The 26694-nt window shown below is 47.0% G+C and carries 25 protein-coding genes; 16 read left to right on the top strand and 9 right to left on the bottom strand.

The window, feature by feature from the left end:
- Window positions 1-19: 19 nt before the first annotated feature.
- Window positions 20-838, bottom strand: coding sequence for an N-acetylmuramoyl-L-alanine amidase family protein (locus AC1DYT_RS17925; RefSeq protein WP_477470905.1), 819 nt, complete (start codon window positions 836-838; stop codon window positions 20-22).
- A gap of 509 nt (window positions 839-1347) precedes the next feature.
- On the bottom strand, window positions 1348-2388 hold the full coding sequence (locus tag AC1DYT_RS17920; protein ID WP_477470904.1) for a polysaccharide pyruvyl transferase family protein: 1041 nt from the start codon (window positions 2386-2388) through the stop codon (window positions 1348-1350).
- 279 nt (window positions 2389-2667) lie between these two features.
- Here AC1DYT_RS17920 and AC1DYT_RS17915 point away from each other — a divergent pair, with 279 nt between their 5' ends.
- The 9 genes from AC1DYT_RS17915 (at window position 2668) to AC1DYT_RS17875 (ending at window position 10325) form a co-directional block, all read left to right on the top strand.
- Entirely contained in the window at window positions 2668-2994 is a 327-nt protein-coding gene (locus AC1DYT_RS17915; RefSeq protein ID WP_477459972.1) for a hypothetical protein, read from the top strand.
- 90 nt (window positions 2995-3084) lie between these two features.
- Window positions 3085-3792, top strand: coding sequence for a tRNA (5-methylaminomethyl-2-thiouridine)(34)-methyltransferase MnmC2 (gene mnmC2 / locus AC1DYT_RS17910; protein ID WP_477470903.1), 708 nt, complete (start codon window positions 3085-3087; stop codon window positions 3790-3792).
- A 204-nt stretch (window positions 3793-3996) separates the two neighbouring features.
- A complete protein-coding gene (locus AC1DYT_RS17905; protein ID WP_477470902.1) occupies window positions 3997-5529 on the top strand; it encodes an alpha/beta hydrolase-fold protein in 1533 nt (510 codons plus the stop codon).
- 159 nt (window positions 5530-5688) lie between these two features.
- Window positions 5689-6492, top strand: a complete 804-nt coding sequence (mazG, locus tag AC1DYT_RS17900) for a nucleoside triphosphate pyrophosphohydrolase (protein ID WP_477470901.1) — start codon at window positions 5689-5691, stop codon at window positions 6490-6492.
- A gap of 65 nt (window positions 6493-6557) precedes the next feature.
- Complete coding sequence (locus AC1DYT_RS17895; protein ID WP_477470900.1) at window positions 6558-6998, top strand: hypothetical protein; 441 nt, start codon at window positions 6558-6560, stop codon at window positions 6996-6998.
- 137 nt (window positions 6999-7135) lie between these two features.
- A complete protein-coding gene (locus AC1DYT_RS17890; protein WP_477459967.1) occupies window positions 7136-7690 on the top strand; it encodes an RNA polymerase sigma factor in 555 nt (184 codons plus the stop codon).
- The gene (locus tag AC1DYT_RS17885; protein ID WP_477470899.1) at window positions 7683-9116 is read left to right on the top strand and encodes a hypothetical protein; all 1434 of its coding nucleotides are present in this window, start codon (window positions 7683-7685) and stop codon (window positions 9114-9116) included. The genes AC1DYT_RS17890 and AC1DYT_RS17885 overlap by 8 nt, the downstream gene beginning before the upstream one ends.
- Window positions 9113-9844: a hypothetical protein gene (locus AC1DYT_RS17880; protein ID WP_477470898.1), complete on the top strand. Its 732-nt coding sequence runs from the start codon at window positions 9113-9115 to the stop codon at window positions 9842-9844. Before AC1DYT_RS17885 ends, AC1DYT_RS17880 begins: the two co-directional genes overlap by 4 nt.
- Window positions 9845-9848: 4 nt before the next feature.
- On the top strand, window positions 9849-10325 hold the full coding sequence (locus AC1DYT_RS17875) for a hypothetical protein (protein ID WP_477470897.1): 477 nt from the start codon (window positions 9849-9851) through the stop codon (window positions 10323-10325).
- A gap of 35 nt (window positions 10326-10360) precedes the next feature.
- Here AC1DYT_RS17875 and AC1DYT_RS17870 read toward each other — a convergent pair whose 3' ends face one another.
- Complete coding sequence (locus tag AC1DYT_RS17870) at window positions 10361-11581, bottom strand: ABC transporter permease (RefSeq protein ID WP_477470896.1); 1221 nt, start codon at window positions 11579-11581, stop codon at window positions 10361-10363.
- Between the two features lie 83 nt (window positions 11582-11664).
- Between AC1DYT_RS17870 and AC1DYT_RS17865 the strand changes: the two genes are divergently transcribed.
- On the top strand, window positions 11665-12894 hold the full coding sequence (locus AC1DYT_RS17865) for an exo-beta-N-acetylmuramidase NamZ family protein (protein ID WP_477470895.1): 1230 nt from the start codon (window positions 11665-11667) through the stop codon (window positions 12892-12894).
- A gap of 82 nt (window positions 12895-12976) precedes the next feature.
- Entirely contained in the window at window positions 12977-13894 is a 918-nt protein-coding gene (gene fmt, locus AC1DYT_RS17860) for a methionyl-tRNA formyltransferase (RefSeq protein WP_477470894.1), read from the top strand.
- Between the two features lie 9 nt (window positions 13895-13903).
- Here the strand turns inward: fmt and AC1DYT_RS17855 are convergent, their stop codons facing one another.
- Window positions 13904-14539 carry a hypothetical protein gene (locus AC1DYT_RS17855; RefSeq protein ID WP_477470893.1) on the bottom strand — a complete coding sequence of 212 codons (636 nt, stop codon included), beginning with the start codon at window positions 14537-14539 and terminating at the stop codon, window positions 13904-13906.
- A gap of 113 nt (window positions 14540-14652) precedes the next feature.
- On the opposite strand from AC1DYT_RS17855, the gene AC1DYT_RS17850 reads away from it, so the two are divergent.
- Complete coding sequence (locus tag AC1DYT_RS17850) at window positions 14653-15444, top strand: DUF3050 domain-containing protein (RefSeq protein WP_477470892.1); 792 nt, start codon at window positions 14653-14655, stop codon at window positions 15442-15444.
- A 24-nt stretch (window positions 15445-15468) separates the two neighbouring features.
- Here AC1DYT_RS17850 and AC1DYT_RS17845 read toward each other — a convergent pair whose 3' ends face one another.
- From AC1DYT_RS17845 to AC1DYT_RS17825, 5 genes are all read right to left on the bottom strand, one after another.
- Window positions 15469-16350: a universal stress protein gene (locus AC1DYT_RS17845; protein WP_477470891.1), complete on the bottom strand. Its 882-nt coding sequence runs from the start codon at window positions 16348-16350 to the stop codon at window positions 15469-15471.
- Window positions 16351-16676: 326 nt separating this feature from the next.
- A complete protein-coding gene (locus AC1DYT_RS17840) occupies window positions 16677-18341 on the bottom strand; it encodes a L,D-transpeptidase scaffold domain-containing protein (protein ID WP_477470890.1) in 1665 nt (554 codons plus the stop codon).
- Between the two features lie 320 nt (window positions 18342-18661).
- The gene (locus AC1DYT_RS17835; protein ID WP_477470889.1) at window positions 18662-19081 is read right to left on the bottom strand and encodes a hypothetical protein; all 420 of its coding nucleotides are present in this window, start codon (window positions 19079-19081) and stop codon (window positions 18662-18664) included.
- 384 nt (window positions 19082-19465) lie between these two features.
- Window positions 19466-20185: an LOG family protein gene (locus tag AC1DYT_RS17830; RefSeq protein WP_477470888.1), complete on the bottom strand. Its 720-nt coding sequence runs from the start codon at window positions 20183-20185 to the stop codon at window positions 19466-19468.
- 4 nt (window positions 20186-20189) lie between these two features.
- Complete coding sequence (locus AC1DYT_RS17825; RefSeq protein ID WP_477470887.1) at window positions 20190-21011, bottom strand: universal stress protein; 822 nt, start codon at window positions 21009-21011, stop codon at window positions 20190-20192.
- A 570-nt stretch (window positions 21012-21581) separates the two neighbouring features.
- Here AC1DYT_RS17825 and AC1DYT_RS17820 point away from each other — a divergent pair.
- The 4 genes from AC1DYT_RS17820 (at window position 21582) to hemN (ending at window position 26289) form a co-directional block, all read left to right on the top strand.
- Window positions 21582-22772 carry a PAS domain-containing sensor histidine kinase gene (locus AC1DYT_RS17820; RefSeq protein WP_477470886.1) on the top strand — a complete coding sequence of 397 codons (1191 nt, stop codon included), beginning with the start codon at window positions 21582-21584 and terminating at the stop codon, window positions 22770-22772.
- Window positions 22765-23814, top strand: coding sequence for a response regulator (locus tag AC1DYT_RS17815; protein WP_477470885.1), 1050 nt, complete (start codon window positions 22765-22767; stop codon window positions 23812-23814). The genes AC1DYT_RS17820 and AC1DYT_RS17815 overlap by 8 nt, the downstream gene beginning before the upstream one ends.
- Before the next feature lie 79 nt (window positions 23815-23893).
- Complete coding sequence (locus AC1DYT_RS17810; protein WP_477470884.1) at window positions 23894-24922, top strand: 2-hydroxyacid dehydrogenase; 1029 nt, start codon at window positions 23894-23896, stop codon at window positions 24920-24922.
- The gene (hemN, locus tag AC1DYT_RS17805) at window positions 24919-26289 is read left to right on the top strand and encodes an oxygen-independent coproporphyrinogen III oxidase (protein ID WP_477470883.1); all 1371 of its coding nucleotides are present in this window, start codon (window positions 24919-24921) and stop codon (window positions 26287-26289) included. The genes AC1DYT_RS17810 and hemN overlap by 4 nt, the downstream gene beginning before the upstream one ends.
- Window positions 26290-26694 lie beyond the last annotated feature (405 nt).

Raw genomic sequence — 26694 nt, 5'->3', positions numbered from 1 at the left:
GCCTACCGCCCTTCATAAATTAATTGCCGAAACCGGCCTTATATTTTTTGATGGCCCGGATGATGGATTGTACGATCTGGTTCTGCCCCTCATCTGAGTTGAGGTATCTTTCGTCGTCGGCATTGTTGATGTAGCCCGTTTCTATCAGCAGGCCCGGCATGCCGCTTTGTTGCAACACCAATACGCCCTGCTCCTTTACGCCGGCACTGCTGCGGCCATCTGTATCGGTAAATTCTGCATTCAACAACTCGCCAAACTGCACGCTTTGCTTGCGGTAACGCTGCTGGAAAGCTGCCAACACAATGGCGTTCATGGCGGCATCTTCGCCGTAGCCGTTATATTTTTGCTGGTAATCTTTCTCCTGGTAAATAGAGGCGTTCTCGCGCAGGGCCTCCAACTGCTCCTGCTTGCGGTGGAAACCGTACAGCAACAGCATCGCGCCACGCCGCGTGCCTATACGCTGCGGGGTAGAGTTGCAATGTATGGATATAAACAGGTTTGCCTTGCTATCGTTCGCTATTTGGGCGCGGGTATGCAGCTCTATGAACTTATCGGTGCTGCGCGTCATTATTACATTGAGGTAGGGCATCTGGTCGTTTAGGGCATCGCGCAGCTTTTTGCCGATGCTGAGTGCCACGGCTTTCTCGTTAGAATATGCGCCATGGGCACCGGGGTCTTTGCCACCGTGGCCGGGGTCGATAACGATGGTTTTAAATTGAAACGACGGGGTGGAATCGTTGGTTTTGCCGGTAGTTTGAGCGAAAGCCGGGCAAACGCCCGCAAAAAATAAGATGATAAAAGCCGGTAACGGGGCTTTAAGGAACGGCCTAAAAAACATGGCGCAAAGATATAGGATTGTTTTTGGGTACAAAACCCTTGAGTGTTAGAAATATGGTTTTTAGTCCCCTCTCGAGAGGGGGCGCGGTAGATTGTGTAGTGGGAGGGGTGTGTTCACCACCATGCAATGGCGTAACGCATAGCGTGCAAACACACCCCTCCACCCCTCTCAAGAGGGGAATCGCACATCCCCCTGCGCTTTTCAAAGCTTTCGAACAATCAAGGTACGAACCCCGTGTTTTTGAATTATTTGCAGGCATTTATTTGGTTTATAATACGGCTGGCCTTATAACGGAACCTTGGCAGCTATTGTTTGGTATGACGGCAAACAGGGTAAAAGGATTAACAGGAACCGGGATTTTTCGCAATCAGTTGTTTTCAATGGTGCTCAAGAGAGCTTCGCCGTTTCATCGATTTATTCGATTTCACAGATTTTAATTTCGCTCATTAAAAATAAAAAAAGACGCAAAATATTGCGTCTCTACGGTTGAGATTATACCTACATATCGTTTACACGATATTATTTTTCTCTACAAACGCCTTCACTTTGGCCATTAGACCTTGTTTCAGCTTTAAATAAGCCGGGCTGTTGCTCAGTTTGGTATCGAAGTCTATCTTACCGCCATCCCATTTAAAGCGGGGGGTTAATTTGCCATCTTCAAAATCAATTACGTTGAACAGTTCCAGCAGGCCATCCATGCGGCATTCGCTTACTTCGCCCTGGTTAAGGTCGTTCACATAAATGGCAGGCGTGCCCATCCCTACCGAAGGCAGGGCGCAATGCACGCGGCTGGTTACCACAAAGGCCGCTTTGGCGTATTTGCCCAGCAGTTCTTTGGCGTACTCGAATTTCTCGTCCTCGTCTTTATAGGTCTTCAGCGGGTCGGCGTGTTTTACGTATTCGGCCTGGGTTAGTACCTCATCGGTAAAATAAGGCGAATAGGTTTTATAGAAACTGGCGGCGCGTATCATCCACCGCAAATTGGTAAAGCCCGACCGGCGCTGCGATATGGTTTTGATGATATTGTATTTCGTCAGCAATATCCAGCTGAAACCTATAAGCGAGGCATCCCTTTTTATGGCTTCGTATTTGGTATCTACAAAATAGGCTTTGCGTTCTTTTTGCGGGTTGGCGTAGGTTTCGCCCAGGGTAAGCGTTAGGCAGCCCGAAAAATAAGCATCGATACCTTTGGCATTGAGTACTTCGGCCGTTTTGCGGTCGCGGCAACCTATAGGCGCGTGCTGCTTAAGGTAATCTATAATTTGCGGCGTATTCAAAAAGTGTTCCTGCGCCAGCACATTCAGGTGAAAGGAGATAAAAAAGGGTAGTATGGCTTTAGCGGGTGGCCAGTTTTTGGGATGATGGGTAAACCAGCCGTTCATAATCAGGGCTATCTCCTCGCCGGTGTATTCGTTCAGCAATTCGCGGTTCAAATAAGTATCGGCTTTGCCGCCTAAAAATTGCAGGGCGGCCAAACTTTGTACGTAGTCGCCTACGTTATCTTTACGGAAACCCGACTCGTAAATTAATACGCCTTTCTTAATACTCATAAGTTTTTGTTAAAATCCTTGCAATATTTGCCCTAAAAATAAGCATAAATCGTAATTACGCAAGTTTAAGCGCAGGTTTAAGTCGTTTTAAGCTCGTGCGCAACAAAGCAGCCGGTAACAAAGGCCGCTCAATAAGTTTTCCACATTTTCTAATTTAATCAACTGATAATGTGTGATTTAAAAAAATAACACATGCTTACATTTCTACTAAATTAATTTTCTCTGCAACCTATCGTTCCAAAATATCGTATTAACTGTATATTAAAAATACAGGGCGTTATGGAAGCAATTTTCTCCTCATCATTATTTACTTTTTTCTTCTTCCTGGTGGTTGGCAGCGTGATAGTGTATTTTATTTTGAAGTACGATAAGCAGCAACGCCATAAAATGAGCAAACTGGTGGCCGAAACCCGCAACGTACAGCCTTTGTTGATGGCCAAAGCCATTAACCATAAATTGAAAAGCATTAAGCCCGAGTTGAATTCAGATTCGAGGCGCGACATAGCCAAACAACTCGACGAATTGGTTGCCGCTTACGATCGTGGCCAGGTGACCCTGCCCGATTACTGCCACAAGTTGAACAGTCTGCTATCGATGGTAGCTTAATGGTGAGTGGTGAATAGAGGGTGGTGAGTGGTTAAAGCTTCCGTCAAACTTCCCGTGTTACATACTTTTCCTTAATTTTGGCGCATCATCATGATCGCCGAAAATCAACCCCAACATTTAAGCATAGTTGCCACTGCAGATGGTTCTAACACCATATACAACGCGCAGGTTGGCGAAAATTACCACTCGCGTAATGGCGCCCTGCAAGAGAGCCGGCACGTGTTCCTGCAATCGGGGCTTGTTTATTTCCTTCAGCATGCACCCTCACCTCCCACAACAGTCAGCATTTTAGAAGTCGGCTTTGGAACAGGGCTTAACTTTTTGCTGAGTGCCGATTATTGCGCTACCGAACATATCGGCCTCGATTACACCGGCATAGAAGCTTATCCCCTCCATCCCGATATGATTGCCCAAACCGGGTATGATGAATTCGTATCGGAAACCACCTGGAATGACTTCCTACGAACTTACCCCGCATCGTTAACGGCCAAAAGCAACTACAGCAATGGCATCCAACTGCAAACCGCTCACTGCCCACTGCTTAACTTCTCTTCCAACCAGAAATTCGATATCATTTATTTCGATGCCTTCGCCGCCGCCTACCAGCCCGAAATGTGGGATGAAGCGGCCATAAGCCATACCCTAAGCTTTTTGAAACCAGGCGGCGTATTCGTAACCTATGCTATTACCGGCAACCTTAAACGCATCGTAAAATCACTTGGCCTTAAAGTAGAGAAAGCCCCCGGCGCACCGGGGAAGAGAGAGATGCTGAGAGCAACGAAAGGTATGCAGATATAAAAACAATGCTACGTGATGATTATGGAGAGGGCTTTAAGAAATTTATAACGTGGGCAAAATGCCGGTAAGGTTTATATTCTGTCAATCCCTTCCGAGTTAAAATCCAGGTTCAAAAAGAAATTTTTGCAGTAACCTTTACTGCAGGCCTGTCGTCTTACAGGTACCTTGTATTTAAAACCTGTTACTCAAAACATATTTTCTGGCATGAAGAATACTTTTAGGCGTGTACTCATCTTATTGGCAATAATTGCTCAAACTACCATCGTTGTTTATGCGCAAGATACGGTTATCATTAAGCATGGTATTTCGTACCTCGATTCGTTGCAATCAACTATACTGCAACAAAAAAGGATGATACAGGTGTTCATGCCCGAAAATTACAAACCGCAAAATGCAGCAAGATACGATGTGCTTTACGTACTCGATGGCGGCAACTGGAACACCAGCCTCATCAAAAACATTCAGCACTTTGTAGAGGGCGAAGGCTACATGCCGCCAACCATCATCGTGAGCGTGCTGGGTATCGACCGTAACCTCGACCTTACCCCAACCCGCCTCTCAGGTTGGAAAACATCGGGTGGCGCTACCAATTTTCTTAATTTTATCACTACCGAGCTAATCCCCTATATTAACAAAAAGTATCCTTCCAATGGCGATAATACCTTATGGGGGCATTCGCTTGGCGGCTTGTTTGTGGTAAACGCATTACTAACACAGCCAACGGCCTTTAAATCGTATATAGCGGTTGACCCCAGCCTGTGGTGGGATAAAGAATACATCCAAAAAATCGCTCCCGATAAACTGAAAGCTCTGCCTGCAACTGCTATCACCCTCTACATTAGCGGACGCGAAGGTTCCGACGGCGAGGGCATGAAGATAGCAGCGATGGATAGCGTGCTGGCGAAAAATGCGCCCGCCGCTTTGAAATGGAAAAGCGTAAGATACCCCGATGATACGCACAGCTCGGTACGGTTTAAAACCACCTATGATGGGCTTAAATTCTCGTACGGGTGGCAAACCGGCAAAATAGAGTTCCACCCTATGAACGGCGTAATAGACAAAAAGCGACCGCTAACCGTATGGTATTTTGGCGATACAAACAGCGCACACTACACCGTGAATGGCGAATTGCCCACGTTAGCCTCGCCCAACGCAACACCCGATATTGTGCTGAGTAAGGCTACTACGATAACCTTTAAGCAATTTACCAACCGTAGTACGCACGATAAAGTTAAAACGGGCACATTTACTTTAGAAGATGCCTGGAACCCCGTTGCCAAACCCAAAAAAGCGCGCGTCGGCGGCCTTCGCTATGCCTATTACGAGGGCGACTACAAATCCATAGCCGAACTAACAGGACTAAAACCACAGCAACAAGGCCTTGCCGATACCACTTTCGATGCTGATAAACTCCCGCGCAAAAACCATTACGCCATGATGTTGGATGGTTACTTTGAGGCAAAAGAAGATGGCTATTACCTCCTCGGGCTGGAGGCCGACAAAAACTCGAGGCTTTACCTAAACAACCGTATGCTGATTGACTGGCAGGGGAGCTACACGGAAACCACCGCATCGTACATGGTGCCGTTAAAGAAAGGTTTCTATCCCATCCGAATAACGTATTTTCATCAGATACAGGATTTTAAACTGCAGTTTGCCTACATCACACCCAGCGGCCTTAAAACCAAAAACGGGGGGACTGTTCCTTTTGGGGTGCTGTGGGCCATTGCCCCTTGATTTGCAGATTTCAAATTAAATATCGAACACCGAATATTGAATTTCGAATGATGAAGGAAGCTTCTGTATTGAAAGGAAATTCGGTGCTTAACTTCGATATTGGAAATTCGAAATTCATTATTCGATATTAAACCGCTCTGTTACCTATCTTTGCAGCCTATGCCAATAACACCGCCTATTGCTTCTGCAACGCCCTCGGGCGCTTTTGAGCGCTTGCTTACGATCATGAACGACCTGCGCACCAATTGCCCCTGGGATAAAAAACAAACCCTGGAGAGCCTGCGCCACCTCACCATCGAAGAAACTTATGAGCTGAGCGATGCCATACTGGGCGGCGATATGCAAGAGATAAAAAAAGAGCTGGGCGATATTATGCTGCACCTGGTTTTCTATTCGCGCATTGCATCAGAAACCGATAGTTTCGATATCACCGGCGTGCTCAACGGCATCTGCGATAAGCTCATCAACCGCCACCCACACATCTATAGCGATGTTGAAGTGAGCAATGAGGAAGATGTAAAACGCAACTGGGAGCAGATAAAGCTGAAGGAAGGCAATAAATCGGTATTGGGCGGGGTGCCTGCATCACTGCCGGCACTGGTAAAGGCATCGCGCATACAGGACAAGGCCCGCGGCGTAGGTTTTGATTGGGATAACAAAACGCAGGTGTGGGCCAAAGTGGAAGAAGAACTACAGGAATTTAAGCAAGAGTTTAACGTGGATAACGATACCGCTATTGACCAGGAAAAGGCCGAGGCCGAATTTGGCGACCTGCTTTTCTCGCTCATCAACTACGCGCGTTTCATCAATATAAACCCCGAGGATGCGCTGGAGAAAACCAACCGCAAATTCATCAAACGCTTCCAATATTTAGAGAGCAAGGCCAAAGAAAACGGCAAGCAATTGCAGGATATGAACCTGGCCGAAATGGACGTATTTTGGAACGAAGCCAAAAAAGTGTAGAAATATATTGCGTTTAGTAGCGTTTTATTAAATTACTGCGTAACCCAATTGAAACCAAATAGCTCATGAGAAGAAGATTTACTTATTTACTGTCCCTTTTAACTGTGGTGATAGCCTTTTTAGCCGGTTGTTCCCCCAATAAGCCAAACGACCCGGTACCAAATCCAAACGGCACCTTCGCAGGCGAATTCCGCAGGCTGCACCGTTCACCAGGTGCCAGTAAAATTGATACGCTTAAAGCAAATATATCCGTTACTTTAAACAGCGATTTTACCTACAAGGTAACAGGCGACACCAGTACCGTCCACGCCGGAAGTATGGGTAATTGGAACATCTCTGCCAACAGTATAAAATTCCTGGATAACACATATTCTCCAACTTCTACGATAAAAAAAGCACGCCTGTTTGGCGAGTACGATTATGCTTATGATGGTAGTTCGCTTAAAATGGCAGTGAGTAGCGTAGATACCCTTAGCTTGCAATACGATTTGAAAAGAGTTAACTAATATTGCTGCATAGCAGTTGTGCCCTGTAGCTAAAAAAGCTACGGGGTTTTATTTTTATAAATTATTTGGTATTATTTGTAGCGTTTTGCCCATAGGCGGCGTAATGATTTGTAAACAACCGGAACTAACAGTTTTTAATGCATCTAACCCACCGCATTACCGAAGATGAAATAGTAGGTAAGTGCAAAACCGGCAGCCTAAAACACCAGGAATTGCTATATAAGCAGTTCTATGGCTATGCTATGGGTATTAGCGTACGCTATAGCCTTAACCAGGATGATGCTTTAGAGGTTGTAAATGATGCGTTTATAAAAGTGTTCAACAATATAAGTACATATAATACCGATAAGCCTTTTAAGGCCTGGCTGCGCACCATAGTGGTAAACACCGCTATTGACAGGCGTCGCAAAGAACTGAAGCACCAGGCCCATACCGATCTGGATACGGCTGTTGGCGTAGGCAGCAACGCCAGTGCCATAGCTAGCCTGAACGCACAGGACATTTTAAAACTAATGAAACAGCTGCCACAGCTACAGCTCACGATATTCAACATGTACGAAATTGATGGCTACAACCACGATGAAATTGGCAAAATATTAAACCTGCCCGCCAGTTCATCGCGCGTATATTTAAGCAGGGCCAAGGATAAATTAAGGCAGTTATTAACAACAGAAACGCAAACCCATGGATGAGCAGTTTGATGATAAGCTAAGCAGCCGTATAAGGGAGGTGTTTGATAATTACGAATCGCCACCTGCCGATGAGGCCTGGCTGGAACTACGCAAAAAGTTCCCGGTGAAAGAGGAGCGCAAAATTGCCTGGCTTTGGTGGAGCAGCGCAGCTGCCCTTTTATTGGTATTTTTAGGCGTAGGCCTATGGCTGATGAATAACAAGCCGCAAGCCGGCAATAATGTAGCCGTAAAACCCAAAACACAACAGCAGCAGCCGAAGCAAGCGGCACCAACCCCTACGCCTGCAAGCAGCCAGGTTGCCTCGGTTAATCCGTCGGCAATTAAGGGTATCCAGGGCGATAGCACGGCGCAAACGCCAAACAATGCTGTGGCCGGCCCTGGTGTTACAGCCGACCATTATGTAGCCAATAATGCGGGTAAAACAGGCAGCAACGCGGTTGTAATGCCGGGCAAAGCACCCGTAACTAACGGCGGCTCTCCTGCCAGTGTAGCAACCAACCCGCAATTGCCGGGCACGGCCACCATTGCAGGCAACACGCCTGCAGCCGGGCAAACTGTAGTTACAGGTGCAACAACCAACAACCAGCAGGTTGCAACCGTTGATGTACCAGTAACCGGTAATGGCCAAACCGCGCCGGTAATTATCAACAAAACAAGCCCCGTTATTGCACAGCAGCCTGCAAAAACAATTGACGATTTGTTTGCGCACGACAAAGCCCAACAGGTGGCCAAACAAAAAACCGATAAAAAAGAACTGAAGAAAGTAAACTTCAGCGTGTATGCGGCAACTTATATGAACTATGCCCAGGGCAGCGCCAACCAGATAAACGCGGGCGCGGGCTTCACCTCTGATATACGGCTGAGCAAAAACATCAAACTATCTACAGGAGTATCGCTGGCGCAGAATACGTTGAGCTACGCGGGCCAACCGCCTCCATCGGGTAACAGCAACAGGTCGCTTTCTGCAGCAAATTCTACCATATTACAGAATGACGCACTCAACTTCGGCGCATCAGCAACGGTTGCCGAGCTACAGAACTACAGCGCCAGTTTGGTAGGTCTTGATGTGCCTATCAACATCAAATACGAGTTCAACCCCGATAAAAGCGATACGTACATATCAGCCGGTTTAAGCTCAGGTACTTTTATCGATGAACGGTACACCTCTCATTATGCTTATAAAAATGCGCAGGGTTATGCCTCGGCGGTAACGCAAGACCAAACCTACACCCAAAGCTTCAACAGTTTTTACTTCGGTAAAACGCTTAACTTATCGTTTGGCACCGGCTTCCCGATAGGCAAAAACAACAGACTGGTTGTAGAACCGTTCCTGAAATATCCGCTTGGCGGGCTGGGCGCGCAGGCTATCCATTTTGGGGCTGGGGGCGTTAACCTCAAGTTCAACTTCAAAGCAACCAAAAAATGAAGAAAACCGCTCTAAGCCTTGTTTGCGTTTTTATTGCTACTACATCCTTTGCCCAAAAGCTCGAGGTTAACGCGGGGGCATACTCAGGCTTAATGAGGTTTAGCGGCCAGTCGGCCGAATCATCTTCTATAATGTCAGTCAGCACAAACAGTGCAGTAAATTACTCCTATACCAATAACCCCTATGGCAGTAAGTTGGGGTTTGGTTACGGCATAAGCGGGCAGGCACAGCTGGTAGGCAAAGCAGGCTTTATTGTAGGCCTGCAATTGGCATACGAACAGTTAAAAAGTAAAATTGATGTAAACCAGGTGTTTCTGTACAACCCGGTGAGTAGCAGCACAAATGGCCAAACTTTAGCAGCCGAGGGCAGTACGAATTTAAAAAGCAATATCATCAACATTAACCCCTACCTGGGCTACCGTATACTAATTGCCAAAGTTAGGCTGGATATTTTAGCAGGCGCCGATATGGGTTACATCAGCAGCACACGCGAAAAAGGCGTGGCCCATGCCAACGATGGCAAAACCTATACCACCAGCATGGATCGTACCGGTATAAAAGAAGATTACCGGCTACGTGTTGGCATCGCTGTGGGTTTAAACAAGTTTACCTTTAACGCGAGTTACGCCAACGGTATATCTAACTACATGGGCGGTTACATAGGCGGCGGCTCGCCCAATGCACATAGCAAAGTTATCAGGATTGGGCTGGGATATAGGTTATATTAGCACAATGAAATACTGTTGGCTTACTGTTCTGTTGATCCCTATCGTGTTATCCTCCTGCGGAAACAAGTACCTTGACCCGGAAAAAATAGAATTAAGCCAATATACTTTGGCAGCTAAAGAATTTATTAAAAATAGAGGTTTAATTAGTGCACCAGACATGCCCAACGGATATTATTTCGAGGAAAGATCGATTGAAAAAAGCGATGTCAACAGCGGAAAAATTATGGGGGCATTCCCGCTAACTTATAAATTATTTACCGAGAACAAGGCTGAAAAACTCACCTATTCTGCGGAGGGCTGTGTAATTATAATCCTAAAAATACATGGAAACAATTTTGGCGCCACAGAAGAGTGTTTAAGAACCGGCGGACCAAATAATTGTGGAATATATAGCATGGCAGGCAATTCCAGTTCGATAGAAAAAGACGTACCGCTTAAAAATGGCTGGAGATATCAGAGGGCAAGTTTTTTTGCCTTCTAATTTTATAGCAATTTAACACTATACCAAAGTCCTCCCTACTTAAACCTTATAGCCCGCACCGGCGATATACGCGTTACCAGCATGCTGGGTATAATAAGCACCAACAAGCAAATAACCAGGGTGCCTACATTAAGCATCAGCACATCCAGCACGCTGAACTGAATAGGCACAAAGGCCATGTAATAGTTTGCCGGGTCGAGCGCGAAAAAGTGGGTTTGCTGCTGAAAATAGCCGATGCCCAGCCCCAGCAAATTGCCCAAAAACAGCCCTACCCCTATAAGATAAGCCGCATTATACAAAAACACTTTTTGTATAACCCAGTTTTGCGCACCCATTGCCTTCAGCATGCCTATCATGCTGGTGCGCTCCAGTATCATGATCAATAGGGCCGATATCATATTGATAACCGCCACCACCGTCATCAACACCAGCATCACTACCGCGTTTGCATCCAATAGCCCCAGCCACTCAAAAATCATGGGGTAATTCTCCACCACCGTGTACGATTTTAGTAGTATGGGCAGCTTATCGTCTATCCAGTCGGCAGTAGGGTTAAGCAGGTCGAAATCGGCAACCCGCACTTCGTAGCCGCCAACCTCGCCTTTTTTCCAATCGTTAAGGCGTTTGATGAGGTTGATATCGCCTATGATAAAGTTTTTGTCTATCTCATCGGCACCGATATCGAAAATGCCTTGTATCCTGAGTTTACGCTTGCGCGGGGTTTCCTGTACGAAATAAATCAGCAGGTCATCGCCGGCTTTTAGTTTAAGCCGCTTAGCTATCACCTGCGATACCATCACTTGCTTCATCGCGTCGGCCGAATCCCTGAAATCGATAACGCTGCCGCTCACCAGCATTTTTTTCATGTAATCCCAGTCGTAGTTTTTATCTATTCCTTTCATGATTACGCCTTCCCTATCGTTGTTGGCCTTAATAATACCGGGTTTAGTGGCAAAGGCGTTGATATGGGCAACATACTTATTGGCCGTTAATTTAGCTATAAGGCCCGGCTCGGGTATAAAGGAAGAATTTTCGTAGGAATTGTTCAGGTCTGATTTTACGATTTGCACATCGCCGGCAAAACCGCGTATTTTCTCGCGTATCTCGGCTTTAAAGCCCCTGATGATGGCCATAGAGAGTATCATCACCCCAAGCCCGAGCATAATGCCTAAAATGGCTATACGCACAATTAATTTAGAAAAAGTGCGCTTACTTTTTAAGGTGATACGATTGGATATGAACCGGGCGAAACTCAATGCTGGATGGATTTTTGTACCTTCGCAAATATGCGCTTTTAAGCTTAAACAAGCTGCCTTTAAATTTGGTTTAGTATAATAAAATGATGATGATGATAAAGATATTGTTGCCCGCCGCCTTGCTATGCAGCCTGTTCATCACCTGCGATAACCTTGCGCAAACAACACGCAGCCATAAAACCGCCATCAAAAAAATGACGTTGCCCGTGCTGCCAGCTGCCGACCAGGTGTCCGTTTACCTCGATTACCTGAAAGGCAAAAACATAGGCATGCTGATAAACCAAACATCGGTTATCGGGCCAAAAAAAGTACCTGTGGTTGATAGTTTGCTTAAGCTGGGCGTAGCCGTGAAGAAAATTTTCGGCCCCGAGCATGGCATAAGGGGCAATGCCAGCGATGGCGCTTCCATAAATGACAGTACCGACCCCGTAACCGGTCTGCCCGCCATATCGCTATACGGCAAACACTTTAAACCCACGCCCGAAGATTTAAAAGGCATCAACCTGATGGTATTCGACGTGCAGGACGTAGGCACGCGCTTTTACACCTATATCTCTACCCTGCACTACGTAATGGAGGCCTGCGCCGAAAACAACATCGAACTGATGATACTGGACAGGCCCAACCCCAACGGCTATTTCGTGGATGGCCCGGTGCTGGATACCGCCTTCCGTTCTTTCGTAGGTATGCATACCATCCCCGTAGTACACGGCATGACGATTGCCGAATACGCCCAAATGATTAACGGCGAAGGATGGCTAAAAAACAAGGTGCAGTGCAGGCTGAAGATATTCAAAGTGGCCAATTACACGCACGATAAGCCTTATGTGCTGCCCGTAAACCCATCGCCCAACTTAAACTCCGCGCAATCGATACTGCTGTACCCGCACATCTGCTTTTTCGAGGGTACCAACATCAGTTTAGGCCGTGGCACCGAGGTACCGTTCCAGATACTGGGCAGCCCTTTGCTGAAAGATAAGTACCCTTTTTCGTTTAAACCGGTAAGCATACCGGGGATGAGCGATAATCCCCCCCTAAAAGACCAGGTTTGTTACGGAATTAGCTTAAAAGATTACAATACCGACACCCTACGGCAACAGAAAAAGCTTAACTTAGCGTGGCTGATCAGTTTTTATAAAGCGTACCCTGATAAGGAACACTTTTTTATAGCATACTTCAATAAACTTGCCGGCACCGATGTACTGAAAAAGCAAATTATTGCCGGCAAATCGGAGGCTGAAATAAGGGAAAGCTGGGAGCCTGCCCTATCGAATTTCAAGGCTATACGCAGCAAGTATTTGCTGTATAAGTAAGCTGCTTTGCTGTGCCGAAGGCATTGCAATGCGCACCGTTCCGCTCTTTTTATTTAATGCTAAATCTTAACTCTACAAGCAGATGAGAATTATTTTTATGGGTACTCCCCAGTTTGCTGTTGCGTCGCTAGATGCCCTTATTACCGCCGGTTGCGAAGTAGTAGCCGTTGTTACCGCCCCCGACAAACCCGCAGGCCGTGGCAAAAAAATAAGTGAAAGCGCCGTAAAGCAATATGCTGTAGAGAACGGATTGAAAGTACTGCAGCCCGAAAAGCTGAAAAACCCTGATTTTCTAAAAGAACTGGAAGCCCTGCACGCCGATTTGCAGGTGGTAGTGGCCTTCCGTATGCTGCCCGAGGTTGTTTGGAGCATGCCGCCAAAGGGCACTATCAACCTGCATGCATCACTTTTGCCGCAATACCGCGGCGCGGCCCCCATCAACTGGGCCATCATCAATGGCGAAAAGGAGAGCGGCGTTACCACCTTCTTCCTCACGCATGATATAGATACCGGGCACATCCTGTTCACCGAAAAAGTAACCCTTAAAGGCACCGAAACCGCCGGCTTTTTGCACGACTGGCTGATGACCAAGGGCGCAGGCCTGCTGGTAAAAACCGTAAAAGGCATCGAAAGCGGCCGTTACAGCCAGCACCCGCAAGACCATTTTACCGACGGCATTGTACTGAAGCATGCCCCAAAGATTTTCAAAGAAGATTGCCTGATTGATTTTAACCAGCCTGCCCAAAACATTTGCAACCTTATCCGCGGCTTAAGCCCCTCCCCTGCCGCCTACACCACCATAAACGATAAGGTACTAAAAATATACTTCGCCACCCCGGAGATTACCGACCCGGGATTATCGCCCGGCGCCTTCGTAACCGACAATAAAACCCATCTTAAATTTGTAGCGGCAGATGGCTTCGTAAACGTAACCGATGTGCAGCTGGAAGGCAAAAAACGTATGGATATAGAGGAGTTTTTGAGAGGGAATAAGTTTTAGTACCAGCCATCAATTACCCGAATATTTTTTTACCAATTGTTGGGTTTTATTATTCAGCCTCGTTGCCTCATCGGATAGCTTTTTCACTGGTTTTATGCTGGGCATATTTTTATCCTGGTAAATTTCTATAACCGGTAATGTGGCAACCAGTTTAAGTGCCTGGTGATAATCTTCTATCACGTGGCTTTCATGCTCAGCACTAGCTATCAGCACCGAAAAACGGCTGGTTTTTTTCTGCAGGTTATTTTTACTTGCCTCCAGCAACAAACTCAGTCGCTGTTTTAAAACGGAATCTTTGATACTCTCCAACACATAGTTAGCTGACGAATAATAGCTTGCGGATTTTTCATAATATCTGTCAAAAGCGGTAACACTATCCACGCTGGCCGCATTTAGCCATTTAAGTTGGCTTTCGAGGGTTTGCAGTTCCGGCCTTTTTTCGGCAAGGTCGCTGTACAATTCGTCCACTAGCGATCCATCTGCGAATCGCCTTACATCACTCTTCACCAATAGTTCGGCCGAGGATTTATCTTGTAAGGGCTCCGGTATATCTGGTTTGTCGGCTCCGGCTTTCTCACTTTCATGCCCACAGCCTAAACAAAAAATACAAAATAATAGGGCGGGTAATAAGGTTTTGGTTGTCATGTTTAAAGATATATTAATTTGATTGTAAAACCCACAAAATGTTACCCGGGAATTTGGCTAAAACTATTGGCACGAAAATCCAAATCCTTACTTTTGCGGTTTATTTCAACACCATGACGGAACAGAGCGCAAGGATTACCCAGCTAAAAAACGAAATTGAACCCATACGTGCCCAACTCATTGCACACCCGCTTTACCATAATATCAATACCATAGATGACCTGCATACCTTTATGCAGCACCACATATTTGCCGTGTGGGATTTTATGTCGCTACTGAAATCGCTTCAGCAGAATTTAACCTGCACTACCCTACCCTGGATGCCGGTGGGCAATGCCAATACCCGCTACCTTATCAACGAAATAGTAACCGGCGAAGAAAGTGACGTGGACCATACCGGCCAGCGCACCAGCCATTTTGAACTGTATTTGCAAGCCATGGAACAGGCCGGCTGTGATGCATCGGCCATCTTATCATTATTTGAACAGCTGAGCAAGCACCCAGACGTTAACACTGCACTAGTAAACGCCGATATACCCGATGCGGCCCGCGCATTCGTAAAGCATACGTTCGATGTAATTGCTGCCGGTAAAAGCCACCTTACGGCAGCCGTGTTTACCTTCGGCCGCGAGGATTTGATACCCGGCATGTTCATAGAAATGGTAAAGAAGCTGAACGGGCAACTCCCCGGCAAAGTGGAGATACTATTGTACTACCTGGAACGCCATATAGAAGTAGATGGCGACCACCACAGCCAGCTGGCCTACCAGATGACGGCCGAACTTAGCGGCGAAGATGATAGCAAATGGAACGAAGCAACAACCGCCGTTAAAGCAGCCCTGCAAGCCAGGCTGGCGCTATGGAATGGGATCCTTGCTTCGATAAAAGAGGAAGTAACTATTTAATCCGACGCCGAATTTCTTATTTTGTTAAGCCAGTACGCCTTTAAAACCTTCGGGGAAAACAAGCAAGGGCACATCCACTGCTTTTGCCAGGTGCTGGGTATGGCTGCCATTTAATAGCCGGGTAAGGAACGGTTGCTGCCGGTGTACCATGGCCAGCATATCCACCTGCCCGTGTTCGGTAAGCCAGGCAAGGCCTTCGTTAACCTGGTTATTTTGCACGCCGCGGTAATATACGCGCGGGTAATTTATCTTACAGGTTACATCGCGCAGGAAACTGTCGACCCGGTGCTGCTGCGCTGCCACATCTTCAATCTTAGTGTTAACATGGGTTATCAGTATCTCGGCATTGAATACCTGCGCCAAACCCGCCAGCGATTGCAGTATCTCCAAATCCCCATCGCTCAAATCGGTAGCGAAAGCTATTTTATTGATGCCTTTGAAAGTAGCATGTGCGGGTATAAGCAGTATAGGAAAATCGGCCTTGCTTATCATCTCGCGGCTGTTGCTCCCAAAAAAAAGCCGGTTAAAATCCCCCGCGCCCGACATCCCCATGATTACAAAATTGGCCTTATCGGCAGCAACCAGCTCTTTTACGTAAGTTACAACCTCGCCTGCATCGCTGCTGTGTTCTATTTTGGGGTAAAAACCGCCATCCTCGCCTGCGGCTACCTGCTCTTTGGATAAGGTTTTGGTCAGGTAATCCAGCTCGGCCTCTGCATCGTTCTTCAGCGTGCCGTAATCTTCCAGCGGCCATACCACCTGCCCGGCCATTACGTAATCTGCGGGCACCTTTATCGCATTGCAAAACTTGATGCCTGCTTTTATCTTCTGGGCGATATGCACGGCGTATTTGGCCGCATTGTACGCGGCGGGCGAGAAATCGGTGGGGATGAGTATTTTTTTCATGGTATGCCTGATTTTTTACTGCTACGAATTTTGCCAGAAACCCGCTTTTATGGAATGACTACGGTCATAATTTAATGCTGTTTTTTGTGATGCTCGTCACTCGTTGCCATTAAACCCTGCGAGTCAAAACCTGAGAAGCTGTCTAAAAATGGTTTATTTTTTCGTAGAGACGCAATATTTTGCGTCTCCCACCATACAAAACGGATTGGCAGGATGGAATTTGCATAACGGAGACGCAAAATATTGCGTCTCTACGGTCGATTCCGCCCTTGGGAAACAGCCACGGTTAAAACAAATTATATTTTAGACAGCTTCTTAGATAAACGCTACCGTGTAGTAGCAACTGCTTTATCTGCGCCATAGAGTGCCAGTTCCAGGCTGGCATCCAGGTTGTAGATATCTTTATAGGTAACCACTTCGCCGTTCTTCACTTCGCAGGTAAGGTAGGTTATGGCAATGGGCACCGCCTTTTTCAGGTTGAATGTTTTGGTTTGATATGCATTTATTGATTTTTGCATGGCCGCCACTTTATCGGCGCTGCCATCATTCTGCAACAGCGCAGCGGCAAATTTATCGGCAAATTGTACGCGTACGCAACCGAGGCTTAGCGCCCGTTCGGGTTTGCCAAACAGTTTTTGCTCGGGAGTGTCTTGCAGGTATATATCATACACATTGGCAAAACGGAACACCAGCACGCCCAGCGCATTATCGCAGCCGGATGATTGCCTGGCGTAATACCTGCCCGGTTTTTGTTTTATTTTAATAAGGTATTCCTTGTTCGGGTGAATGAGCTCGCCCTCGTAATTATAAATGGCATAATTATTTGCGGCGAGGTAGTTAATATCTTTAATAGCCTTTGGCAGCAATTCTTTCGCAAATATTTTTGCGGGCACTTTCAGTTCTGGTGCCGTGGTAAAATATTTTATCCGGCTTTGCAGGCTGGGCGTTGGGTTGCCGGGCTTGCCAACAACTACCCTAAAAGTATCAATGGCGCCGGCGCGGTAAAAGTTTAGCTGGTAAGAGGGTATATTTACCTGTACAACATTTAGTGTATCCATATCGGCCCAGCGTAAACGCTCCATATTGATGGCAATTTTGCGCACAAGGGCTTCCGGTGTTTCGTAGCAGTCTTCCTGGTACAGCCCGGTCAGCAAATGCATTTGGTACTGCAAGCGGCTATACCAGGCATTTTGGGGCTGCGCGCTTAATACCACCTCCATCAGGTCGGTGCTTTGCATTGCCTGCTTAAGAAGTCCTACAGCCTTAAAACTACCTGCTTTATCTATATCGATTTTTGCGGCGGGGTACATGGGGTTCAGTTTGCCGTAATGCAGGTGGTTGATAAAGGTTAGTATGGCATCGGTAAGCATAATATCGTAACGGGCCTGGCGATCTGCCGGCACGGCATTGGGCCGCTCCAAAATATCGTGCAGCGCAGTATATAAGAGTTCGTTTGGATGGTAAGCTTCGTGCGTAAGCCCAAATTGCAGCACGCAATCAATCATGAGCATAGCTGCCCAGGCCTGCTTACCGTTGTTGTTGCCTGCAACCCAATTTTCCCTAAAATCCTGCTGTTGGTAAAACCTTGCGGTAGAAGCCGGGAAATTCAGGGCCAGTTGGCCGCCTGCCAATTGCTTCTTAATTTCTGTAGAAAGGTCTGCATTGTTCAGGAGAATCGCTTTTAAAAATAATGCGCGCGACGGATTGTGCGATTCCCCTCTTGAGAGGGGTGGAGGGGTGTGTTTGTACGTTATGCATTGCGGCGAACACACCCCTCCACTGCACAATCCACCGCGCCCCCTCTCAAGAGGGGAATTAAAACCTAAAAGCGGTTTCCCTGTTGCATTGCTGTTAATTTTGGTACCGGCCCTGGCACTTATGCCTGTTATCAAAGCAAATAACAGTACTACCCAAAAGAGGCATACTAAAAGGATAGTATTGGCAGTGCTTGCCGGCTTATATTGGACTGATAAGATTAAATTCTTTTTCATGGTTTTGTGCTTTGTTGTTTTCCATGTCAAAGTTAGGGCTGCTCCCGCTGCCGAATAATGACGGGCGTCATACAATAACATGAGTTGCAGCAAGCCGGGGGCGCGGCATCAATGTCATTAAGGCAAAATTTTTTATCTCGCAAAGCCGCTAAGATCGCAAAGTAAAAAGCTTAAAAATCTTTGCGCCTTTGCGCCTTTGCGTGAAATTAGCTTTACGGCTTTTCCTTAAATAATGACATTGGGCGGCATAGGAAGGGCGCACATGGGGTGAGACCATGGCGCCCTGCACTATCATTGTTATTTGAGAAGGGGTATATTTTTTAGCCGGCCATATATGCATCTTCCCGCATAACGGTTTCTATGAGGGCAAACAGCTCTTTTTTTACCTGGCGAAATTCGACCAACAAATTGGCTATTAAACACTCCAGTTCTATTTGCTTACCTTTAAGCTTATCTATATTCTCCGGCACAAAATCCTCCGCCATCAGTTCCAGTTGTCTGGTTTGCTTAGCGAGCGACTCACCTAACAAGCGTTCATCATCTTGCAGGCATTGTATTTTCTGCATGATTTTGCGGAGGTTTTCAATCCCCGAAAATTCTGCCACTTTGGTAAAATACCTGTCAATCAGTTGCTTGAAAAAAGCGGTTTCTATCTTAAAAAATTCCAGATCAGAAGCCCAATGCTTCGCCACAAGATAATATTGCAACGACCGGGCCGACATAGCGTTTAATGTTTCCATATGCGTTTATAATTGGTGTAAATATGCGGCGCTGCTAACGATAGCAAACTGATGCGGCTCACAAAAAAGGGTGATGCAAAGCATATTTGCAGTTTGCAAATCAAAATCGTTTACTTAAGCTACTTAGTAGCTTCACCCAAAGAGGCTGCATCATAAATACATTTTAGGTATCTACTCAAAATCAAATTTGGCTTTGTGTCCTTTGTGTTTCTCCCTTTGTGGACTTTGTGGTAAAATTTTAACCACAAAGTCCACAAAGATTGGCATATAGTTTAGCGCAAAGGGCACAAAGCCTATGTTGACCAAATTTAGTTTTGTTGTTTAACACTGGGTTTTATTTATGATAAAGACTCCTTAAAGTCCTCTCCTGATTTGCATAGGCGCCTACCTTTCAAACAGCCAGCGCAAGGGTTTCAATTCCCGCTTCGGCTTCAACTTGAATTGCCTGATGCTTTTTTCCTTTATCAGCGCCACGGCCTCGTCTATATCATCGGTAACTAAAAAGTACTGCATATCGTCGTCGCCAATGGTGTGGTTTGCTTTCATTACTTCAATGTGCGCTATCAATTCCTGATGGTACTCCCTGCCTAAAACGATGATAGGGAAGTTTTTTATTTTGTGGGTTTGGATAAGCGTAAGGGCTTCAAAGTACTCGTCGAGCGTGCCGTATCCACCGGGCACTACCACAAAGGCAAAGGAATACTTCACCAGCAACACTTTACGCAAAAAAAAGTGCCGCATATATACCCACCTGTCCAGGTAGGGGTTTGGCTTTTGCTCAACCGGCAATTGTATATTGCAGCCAACCGAATAACCGCCAACATCCCTCGCACCGCGGTTGGCCGCCTCCATTAAGCCAGGGCCCCCCCCTGTAATTATGGTAAAACCCAGTTTAGCAAATTCGCCTGCGGCTTTACGCGTTAGTTCATAATACGGGTGGCCCTCTTTAAACCTGGCCGACCCGAACACCGTGATGCAGGGCCCTACAAAGTGCAAAGCGCGCAACCCACGGATAAGGTCTACCATGGTTTCTATGGTAAATCTTAATTCCCTTAAACGCGACCGTGGCCCGTCCAGGAATTGTATATCGGTGTTAGTGCCCATATGATTAATAAGGGAAAATAATCATGGGGACATTTATCCGCTGTCGCATGCATTCTTCAATATATCGCCCAAAAATTTCTTCGAAATGGAAACGGTGGTTTACTACCGCCAGCAAATCGGTACGCAGGCCGTTTATCATTATGTCGGTAGCTTTGCCTAAATCCCGTTCATTGGTATTGTTAAAAAGCAGGCGCGGGTAGTGCACGCGGTTGTATATTTCGTTGTTAAAAACGCTTAGGGCATAAGCTTCATTCATATGTGGCAGGCCGCGCGCTGATAGGTGATTTACCGAAACAGATGCGTTGAACAATTCTCCCAGCGCGGCCAGGAATTTCACGATTTCAATTCGGCAGTAACGCAGGTCGGCAAGGTAAACCATCCTTTCCAAGTCTTTTACCTCCCAGTTTTCAGGAACTAAGATTACCGGGCATTTTATCCGGTTCAATAAATAACTAGTGTTGATAACATTGCTCCCGGCATCCGCTTGCGTGGCATTAAAGCCTTTAATAACCATCCAAATATTACGGCTATTTATTTCCGCGGCTATTTCGCTTTCCTTTTTGCCGGCAACATCCAAATAGCTCAGGTGCGGCAGCTGGTCATCAACCAAATCAAGTGCCATCAAAGGCTGCTCAAAGCTGTCAGCAGCCGGGGCCGAATTACCTGCTGCAAGGGCAAATTCCCGCCTTTTTTCGGCTTTCGCCGCTGGCTTACATGTTTGCGCAATAAGTATTTCGCACTTCCTATGGCGGGCTATCAAATTTCCCAGCAGCAGTGCGTTCTCTGCCCCGGCAGCGTTATCGCTTATTACCAAAATTGTTTTCATCTTATTTGCAGGTTTTTGATTACCGTAAAGATGCAGCCCGGATAGGGTGTATAACAATGACCGCCGTCAGTAAAAATTATGGCTATGATCAGTTATTAAATATCCAAACGGCCCTCTGCTCCCCTAATGCCGTTTAATTAAGAATTAGCCCGCTGCATAGGCCTCACCCAACACCTCCCCAAAGCGTAATAGCCCATCATAAGACATATTTCATAAAACGTTCCGACGGAACGTGAAAATTGTCGTTGTCTTTTTTTCTACCCATAAGACGTTCCTCTGGAACGTTTTCTTTTTTCATCCCTTCGGGATGTTTTATAGGTAGAAAATGCGAACGAACCTCCTTACGTTCCTTCGGAACGTCTTATGAATTATCCGCCTGTCAGGTCATGGGCTATTACTCTCCAAAGGAGTGCTTCGGACAAAGTAGGGGCTTTAAGTTCTCTCCTTTGGTGCCCCTCTACTCCCCTAAAAATGACGCAGATCACTTTTCAGCAAGGGGTGGCGTTACTTTTTAACCAATATGCAATATTCATATTTGTGACAAGTATCATTTAACCGTTACTTTACCCTATGGAAAATGCAGCCTTACTAAAAGCTATTATTAACAATGCGATTGATGGCATCATCACCATAGACGAACGGGGCCTGATAGAAACCATAAACCCGGCCGCCTGCAAACTCTTTGGCTACAACCAGGAAGAGGTGATAGGCAAAAACGTATCCTTCCTGATGCCCCCGCCCGACCGCAACCAGCACGATGATTACTTAAAGCGCTATCAGCATACTAATGTGCCGCACATCATAGGCATAGGCCGCGAGGTAACAGGGCTGCGCAAGGATGGCACGGTGTTCCCATTCCGGCTGGCGGTAAGCGAGGTGAACTATTCGGGGCGTAATAAATACGCCGGCTTCATCCACGACCTGAGCAAGCAAAAGGAAGCCGAAGAGCAGCTGAAAGACTACGCCGCGCACCTGGAAGAACTGGTAGACGAGCGCACCCGCATATTAAAAGACACCGTACTGGCCCTGCAAAATGCTAAGGAAGAGGTGAGCATTTCGCTTGAAAAAGAGAAAGAGCTGGGGCAACTGAAGAGCCGTTTCGTATCTATGGCATCGCACGAGTTCCGTACCCCGTTGAGCGCGGTGCAGCTGTCGGTTTCGCTGATAGCTAAATACGCCGAACCATACGATAACGAGAATATACGCAAACATGTGGGCAAAATAAAAAACGCCGTGGGCACGCTAACTACCATCCTCAACGATTTCCTGTCGCTGGAGAAACTGGAGGCTGGGAAGGTAGAGCCCACCTTCTACAGCTTCGACCTGGTGAAGCTGGCCGAAGAGATAACCGAAGAGATGCAAACCGTGGCCAAGCAAAACCAAAACATCATTTACCAGCATACCGGCAAGGCCAGCATGGTAAAACTAGACCAAAACCTGCTGAAGCACTGCGTTATTAACCTCGTTGCCAATGCCATCAAATACTCGGGCGAGAATACTTTTATCGAGTTCAATACAGAAATAAACCGGGAAGCCTGCATCATCACCGTGAAGGACAACGGCATAGGCATCCCGGAGGCCGACCAAAGGCACTTGTTCGAACCCTTCTTTAGGGCGCATAATACGGGCAACATACCAGGCACCGGGCTGGGGCTCAATATCGTGGCACGCTATTCGAGCTTAATGAACGGTACCATCGCTTTCAAAAGCGTAGTAAACCAGGGTACAGCATTCACCATTTCATTTACGCATTATGAGTAAACAGGTTTTAATCATCGAAGACAACAACGATATCCGCGAAAGCATCGTAGAGATACTGCAACTGGCCGATTTTACCGTGCACCAGGCCAGTAACGGAAAGATGGGCGTTGAACTTGCCCTTGCCCACAAGCCTGATGTTATCTTATGCGATATTATGATGCCCGAACTGGATGGCTACGGCGTACTGTACATGCTACACAAAAATCCCGAAACGGCGGCAATCCCCTTCATATTCCTGACGGCCAAAGCCGAGCGGGTAGATTTGCGTAAAGGTATGGAAATGGGTGCCGACGATTACCTCACCAAACCTTTCGACGACATTGAGCTACTGAACGCCATAGATAGTCGGCTGAAGAAAAAAGATTTGCAGCAAAATTTCTATAGCCAATCGTTGGATAGGTTGAACACCCTGATTGCCAAAAATGGCGGCCTTGCCGAACTGCGGAAGGTAATAGCCGAGCGCAAAAGCCGCCAATTGAAAAAGAACCAGGTAATTTATTACGAGGGCGATAAAGGCAACGGCCTGTACATTGTGCTGAGCGGAAAAGTAAAAACCATGAAGCTAGCCGAGGATGGCCGCGAACTGATGACCGGCATTTACGCTACCGACGATTACCTTGGCATAAACGCCATGCTGGCAAACGAACCCTACTCTGATACCGCCACCACACTGGAGGATACGCAGCTATGCCTTATCCCCAGGGAGCAGCTGGACGAATTGATAAACCAGTACCCCGAGGTAGCCCGCGAGTTTATTACGCTACTGGCCAACAACGTGCGCGAGAAGGAGGATCAGCTGTTACAACTGGCTTATCAATCGGTACGTAAACGTATGGCAGGAGCCTTACTGCGCTTGCATAAACAACAAAACAATGCGGAGAGCATTAAGATAAGCCGAGAAGATATGGCTGCCATGGCGGGTATGGCTACAGAAACCGTTAGCCGCACGCTTACCGATTTTAAGGATGAAGGCCTGATAGAGAAAAAAGGCAGCGTGATAACTATTATAGATGAAAAACGCCTGCAGAAGATGAAAAACTGATGCAGATCACTTTTTAGCCTGACCCCGCTCAGATAAGGACTGCCGCCATTACGATAATTTTGACATCAAATTATTGTGGATGAAAGCGGTAGCATATAGTATAAAGCCATTCGAGAAAGAATATCTGGCCAAGGCAAATCAAAAAAAACATGATATAACCCTTATATCAAACCCACTGAGCTTAGATACAGCCATCTTTGCCGAAGGTAAGGATGCGGTTATCGTTTTCACCAACGATGATGTATCGGCAAACGTGGTACAGCGGCTGGCCGATATGGGTGTCAAATACATTGCCACACGCTCGGCCGGGACGGACCACATAGACAAAGAAGCTGCCGCGAAGCTCCATATAAAAGTGGCCAATGTGCCTCAATATTCGCCGCAGGCCATTGCCGAGCATTCGGTAGCCCTGGCTTTCGCGCTTAACCGTAGGCTCATAAAAGCCGATTATAACAGCCACCATTTCAATTTCCTGAACGATGAGCTCATCGGCTTCAACTTCCACGGCAAAACAGTGGGATTAATCGGTTTGGGCAATACCGGGCTGGCGGCAGCGGCCATATACCACGGCATGGGCTGCAAGGTAATTGCGCACGACCTTAACTTCCCCGTCGATACCGCTATAGTTAAACCGGCCTCGCTGCAGGAAATTTGCATTACAGCAGATATCATTTCCCTGCATATACCATTAACGCCCGCCACAAAACATATTATCGATAAAGAAAGCATCGCGTTGATGAAACCGGGCGTAATGCTCATCAACACCTCCCGCGGTGCCTTGCTCAATACTACCGACGTGATTGCCGCCCTGAAGACCAATAAAATTGGCTACCTGGGGCTGGATGTATATGAGTTTGAGAAAGACTTGTTTTTTGAGGACCATGAAGACGATTTGGTAAAAGATGCCCTGCTAACCGAGTTGATGCGGCGCGACAATGTGCTGATAACACCGCACCAGGCGTACCTCACACGGGAATCGCTACAGGAGATATGCAACCAAACCATCACTAACCTGGATATGTGGCAGCAAAACAAATGCGTAGGCAAAGCCTGTGTATGCGCCAGCAACTGCCGCCCGCATGCCGATAAAACCATTCCCACGCCATGACATTAACGGATAAGCTTTTAACCGATAAATACAACGTAGCAGCCCCGCGCTACACCAGCTACCCCACCATGCCCTATTGGGATACGGAAGCCTTTACGGCGGACGCATGGGAGGCCAGCGTACAAGCCTCATTTACCCATAGCAACAGCGCCGATGGCATAAGCCTGTACGTGCATTTGCCTTTTTGCGAAAGCCTTTGCACCTATTGTGGCTGCAATACCCGTATTACCAAAAACCACGGGGTAGAGCAGCCTTATATCAAAGCTGTATTAAAGGAATGGCAATTGTACAAAGATATTATGGGCGATGTGCCGGTTATACGCGAGCTGCATTTAGGTGGCGGCACGCCGACGTTCTTTAGTCCCGAAAACCTGCAGTTGCTGATACAGGGCTTGCTGGAATGGGTAAATATTCATCCAAAAGCAGAGTTCAGTTTTGAGGCGCACCCGGGCAATACCACCGCGCAGCATTTGCAAGTACTGTACGATTTGGGTTTTCGGCGCCTGAGTTTAGGCATACAGGATTTCGACCCGAGGGTGCAGTTCATCATCAACCGGCACCAAACGCTGGAGCAGGTGCGCGATGTTACTAACGAGGCACGGCGCATAGGCTACACTTCCATCAATTACGACCTTATCTACGGCCTGCCCTTACAAACCGCCGAGGGGCTCATTAACACCATGCAGTTGGTAAGCGAACTGATGCCCGACAGGATAGCCTTTTACAGCTATGCCCATGTGCCCTGGATAAAAGCCAGCCAGCGCCGCTTCACCGAAGCCGACCTGCCCGACGGTGCCGCTAAATTAAAACTGTATGGCATTGGCCGCAGCCTGCTGAAGAACTACGGCTATATAGAAGTGGGGATGGACCACTTTGCACTCCCCCACGATTCGTTGGTTGATGCCATGGATAACGGTCAGTTGCACCGCAATTTTATGGGCTATACGCATCAGCACACCCAACTGATGATAGGCCTGGGCGTATCAGCCATAAGCGATTCCTGGTATGGTTTTGCCCAAAACGTAAAGCAACTGGAAGAATACCATAGCCTGATAGAGCAAAGTGTGCTGCCCGTGTTCAAGGGCCATATCCTCACACATGATGACCTTATCCTGCGCAAGCACATCCTCAATATCATGTGCACCGGCAAAACCAGCTGGAACCATCACACCGAGCCCTGCGAGGCCTTATTGTTGGGCATAGAACGCCTGCAGCCCCTGGAAGACGACGATCTGATAGAACTCAGCTCATTAGGCCTTACCGTAACCGAAAAAGGCAAACGCTTTTTACGCAATATATGTATGGCCCTGGATGCCCGCCTTTGGGCCGATAAACCCACCACGCCGCTGTTCAGCATGGCGGTTTAGGTTAGCTCCTCACCCAACAGGGTGGCAAATCCATAAAACGTTCCTATGGAACGTACCGGATGCCTCTTGTTTTCTCTACCCATAAGATATCCCGAAGGGATATTAAAAAGCCTTCTTCGTCCCGGCGGGACGGCTTATTGGTAGCAAAGCAAATAGCATATTTTAACGTTCCATAGGAACGTCTTATGCAAGCTGCCCAATACATAGCCCATTATCGTCTCAGTAAGGAACGAAAATTGAAAAACATCTCCCCTTAACGACCTTCTACAAGGCTGGAAAAAGCTGGAAATTTTTTTCGCCTTAAAAACAGGGTCTTTAACAAAAAACGGCCATTCCATGCAAATTGGGCCTTTTTGTTACCTACGGGGAAAAGTTCAAAAAAAGGTGCAAAAAGGTCCAAAAAAA

Source organism: Mucilaginibacter sp. P1_D10, assembly GCF_056406215.1.
The sequence above is the reverse complement of the archived record's forward strand: the minus strand, read 5'-3'. Positions and strand labels throughout refer to the sequence as shown.

Coding starts and splice junctions, on each gene's coding strand:
- AC1DYT_RS17925 (WP_477470905.1), bottom strand. CDS start 838: ATGTTTTTTAGGCCGTTCCTTAAAGCCCCGTTACCGGCTTTTATCATC.
- AC1DYT_RS17920 (WP_477470904.1), bottom strand. CDS start 2,388: ATGAGTATTAAGAAAGGCGTATTAATTTACGAGTCGGGTTTCCGTAAA.
- AC1DYT_RS17915 (WP_477459972.1), top strand. CDS start 2,668: ATGGAAGCAATTTTCTCCTCATCATTATTTACTTTTTTCTTCTTCCTG.
- mnmC2 (WP_477470903.1), top strand. CDS start 3,085: ATGATCGCCGAAAATCAACCCCAACATTTAAGCATAGTTGCCACTGCA.
- AC1DYT_RS17905 (WP_477470902.1), top strand. CDS start 3,997: ATGAAGAATACTTTTAGGCGTGTACTCATCTTATTGGCAATAATTGCT.
- mazG (WP_477470901.1), top strand. CDS start 5,689: ATGCCAATAACACCGCCTATTGCTTCTGCAACGCCCTCGGGCGCTTTT.
- AC1DYT_RS17895 (WP_477470900.1), top strand. CDS start 6,558: ATGAGAAGAAGATTTACTTATTTACTGTCCCTTTTAACTGTGGTGATA.
- AC1DYT_RS17890 (WP_477459967.1), top strand. CDS start 7,136: ATGCATCTAACCCACCGCATTACCGAAGATGAAATAGTAGGTAAGTGC.
- AC1DYT_RS17885 (WP_477470899.1), top strand. CDS start 7,683: ATGGATGAGCAGTTTGATGATAAGCTAAGCAGCCGTATAAGGGAGGTG.
- AC1DYT_RS17880 (WP_477470898.1), top strand. CDS start 9,113: ATGAAGAAAACCGCTCTAAGCCTTGTTTGCGTTTTTATTGCTACTACA.
- AC1DYT_RS17875 (WP_477470897.1), top strand. CDS start 9,849: ATGAAATACTGTTGGCTTACTGTTCTGTTGATCCCTATCGTGTTATCC.
- AC1DYT_RS17865 (WP_477470895.1), top strand. CDS start 11,665: ATGATGATGATGATAAAGATATTGTTGCCCGCCGCCTTGCTATGCAGC.
- fmt (WP_477470894.1), top strand. CDS start 12,977: ATGAGAATTATTTTTATGGGTACTCCCCAGTTTGCTGTTGCGTCGCTA.
- AC1DYT_RS17855 (WP_477470893.1), bottom strand. CDS start 14,539: ATGACAACCAAAACCTTATTACCCGCCCTATTATTTTGTATTTTTTGT.
- AC1DYT_RS17850 (WP_477470892.1), top strand. CDS start 14,653: ATGACGGAACAGAGCGCAAGGATTACCCAGCTAAAAAACGAAATTGAA.
- AC1DYT_RS17845 (WP_477470891.1), bottom strand. CDS start 16,350: ATGAAAAAAATACTCATCCCCACCGATTTCTCGCCCGCCGCGTACAAT.
- AC1DYT_RS17840 (WP_477470890.1), bottom strand. CDS start 18,341: ATGAAAAAGAATTTAATCTTATCAGTCCAATATAAGCCGGCAAGCACT.
- AC1DYT_RS17835 (WP_477470889.1), bottom strand. CDS start 19,081: ATGGAAACATTAAACGCTATGTCGGCCCGGTCGTTGCAATATTATCTT.
- AC1DYT_RS17830 (WP_477470888.1), bottom strand. CDS start 20,185: ATGGGCACTAACACCGATATACAATTCCTGGACGGGCCACGGTCGCGT.
- AC1DYT_RS17825 (WP_477470887.1), bottom strand. CDS start 21,011: ATGAAAACAATTTTGGTAATAAGCGATAACGCTGCCGGGGCAGAGAAC.
- AC1DYT_RS17820 (WP_477470886.1), top strand. CDS start 21,582: ATGGAAAATGCAGCCTTACTAAAAGCTATTATTAACAATGCGATTGAT.
- AC1DYT_RS17815 (WP_477470885.1), top strand. CDS start 22,765: ATGAGTAAACAGGTTTTAATCATCGAAGACAACAACGATATCCGCGAA.
- AC1DYT_RS17810 (WP_477470884.1), top strand. CDS start 23,894: ATGAAAGCGGTAGCATATAGTATAAAGCCATTCGAGAAAGAATATCTG.
- hemN (WP_477470883.1), top strand. CDS start 24,919: ATGACATTAACGGATAAGCTTTTAACCGATAAATACAACGTAGCAGCC.